The organism is Dysgonomonas sp. Shenzhen-Wh21 (assembly GCF_043392705.1).
Taxonomy (GTDB): domain Bacteria; phylum Bacteroidota; class Bacteroidia; order Bacteroidales; family Dysgonomonadaceae; genus Dysgonomonas.
On record NZ_JAIXHZ010000003.1, the window covers coordinates 1 to 2,532 of the forward strand.

At 36.1% G+C, this 2,532-nt stretch carries 2 protein-coding genes; both read right to left on the minus strand.

From position 1 onward, the window contains the following. Positions 1-282: 282 nt before the first annotated feature. Positions 283-1,803: a hypothetical protein gene (locus tag LDB17_RS00055; protein ID WP_252638788.1), complete on the minus strand. Its 1,521-nt coding sequence runs from the start codon at positions 1,801-1,803 to the stop codon at positions 283-285. 46 nt (positions 1,804-1,849) lie between these two features. Further along, positions 1,850-2,532 (minus strand): TonB-dependent receptor domain-containing protein (locus LDB17_RS00060; protein WP_393924811.1); only part of this gene is annotated, 683 nt, incomplete at its 5' end.

Sequence of the window (2,532 nt, forward strand, 5' to 3'; positions counted from 1 at the left end):
GTGTCTTTAAATCCATAATTTTTAACCATAAAAAGGAGATTATGTCCACATACACAGAAGATATGATTAAAGTATCAATTTAAGGGTTAATCTTACCGTGATATAATTTCTCTTTGTTAAAACAATGCAATTGCAGAATCATGTTAAGAGAGGAGAATATATGTTGCATTCTCTTCTATTTTATACACTTATATGCATATTGGTATCCCCCAATATTAAGCATAAAAAAGCCGAATGTTTTTCACATCCGGCCTTTTCTCATTTTGAAAATTTCTGTTATTATTAGTAAGTAGTGTTTTGAGGATCAAAATTTGTCCATCCTTGCAACCAGTTATCATTGCTAGAGTCACTGGCAAAAGCACCTGAATAGGTTACTTTTGTGAAGAATGAATCTGACAACGAAGCATTTGAGAAAGAAGCCAATCCAATTACAGGGCTACCTGAAACAGGACCGTAGTTCGGATTACTTGCTTTACTGTTTGGTTGTTTCAATTTCAGGTCTGAAATACTAGTCAAAACCTTATTATTGTTAGCTGTTAGTTTAAAGAATGTACTTGAGAATGATGCTTTTGTTTCGTCTGTTATAGATGTTCCATTGGTTGACAATTGGTCAGTCCATGTAGGCGATTGTTTGTTGATATCAGCACTAAGAACGTTCATTCCTGCAAAAACATTGTTCTGTAGTTTAAGAATGCCGTCTTCAGCCCATTTTTGAGTAGTTCCTTTCTGATTGTCTAATATTAAACCTACCGGATAGCCTGTTGCAACAGAGTTGAATAGATTCAAACGAGAGTTGCGACGAATTTGTATTGCAGCTTGGAATACACCTAGTCTCGATCCATTGTTCGGATTTAGTCCATTACCTGTAATGTATTGAGTTGTATTAGCAAAATCTGTAGCTTGTCCGATTGGCCCGATTAGAGTCACATTACTAAATACAGCTTTTGTATATGGTTCGTCCGTTGTACCATTCGCGTTGTTGTCTGATTCGAAACCATTAGATAAAGATTGGTCTGCTATTTGAGGGTTTCTAACACCTAAAAGGAATTGAAGATTACCTGAGTAACCATTATCTGTATCGAAATCATCGTCCCATCCGTGATATGCTACAAGGTATTTAGCATTTACAGTCCCGCCAAACCATTCGAAAGAGTCATCATTAGAATAAGATACTTGTACGTGGTCTATTTGTGTGCCACGACCTACAGATCCCATTGTCAAACCATTGATTTCTTGGTCTGTAGCAAAAGGAAATCCGGCATATTCAATTCTCACATAGCTGATTACACCAGAGTTGTCATTATCGTCATTTCCTCCATGTTTGGCATTTACTCCACCTTCTATTTGCATTCCATCTACGATATCGATATTATTTTTTGCTCTACCGCAAAGTATAATACCTCCCCAATCTCCCGGCTTACGGCTTCCTGCCGCCTGATTAGAAGTAAATACGATAGGTGCAGAAGCTGTTCCTTTGGCGATTAGCTTTCCGCCTCTCTTTGCTATAATTGCTGCTTTTGTATTTTTATCACCTTTGATAATAGTACCCGGCTCGATAGTCAGTGTAGCACCATCTTCGATATATACCCAACCTTTCAATACATAAGTACCTTTTGCAAGTGTATGGCTCTCTTTTATACTAAATTCCTGTTCACCATTACCTATTTCAGTACCATTGTTAAATAGGATCTGTTCTTTAGACGGATCTACAATTGGATCATCATTGCCATTATCAGAACAAGCTGATAGAATAGCGATAGATGCAACTAAAAATAATTTTCCAAATAAATTTAATGTCTTCATATTCATATTATTAAAATGTATTACTTTCTGATTTATAATTTGTTTTCTAAAAAGAGTATCTAGCTGTTAATGATATATTTTGTCCGGTCTTAAATTCTTTTGTTATTTGTTCCCTTTCCTGTGTATTGCCATCAGCATCTATGAACTTAGGAAATTGAGCATACTTGACTTTTGCGGCAAGTATATCTTTTACTGCTGCGTTTAGTTCAAAATGCTTCCCGAATTTTTTAGTTATAATAAAGTCTACCACACTCCTTGGCATCTCATACATATCAGGAATATCATTGTTCACAGAGCCACCCGAAGTAGTGGATACACGGCCAATACCAACTATCCGTTTCCCAATTATATTATAGAGCGCGGTTGCGTTAATGCCCAGCTTTTCGTTCTGATAGAATATACCTGTATTTACCAGATAAGGAGATTGACCTTGCATAGGACGGTCGTAGTTGGCACTGCTTCTTTCTTTAAACTTCACCTCGCTTTTTATCAGAGACCCGTTGAAGGTCAAAGAGAAGTTATTAAGCCCTATAAAGTCTAAACTTTTCTTTATATCTACTTCAATACCATAATTGTTTGCCTTATCTGCATTTTTGAAAGTATAGATATATGTTCCACCTCCATCGAGATAAGTCCATTCTATCGGATTCGTAAAGTTTTTGTAAAATAGAGCTACCGAGAAGATTTCTGAGTTGGAAGGATAAAACTCATACCTTAAGTCAAAATTAT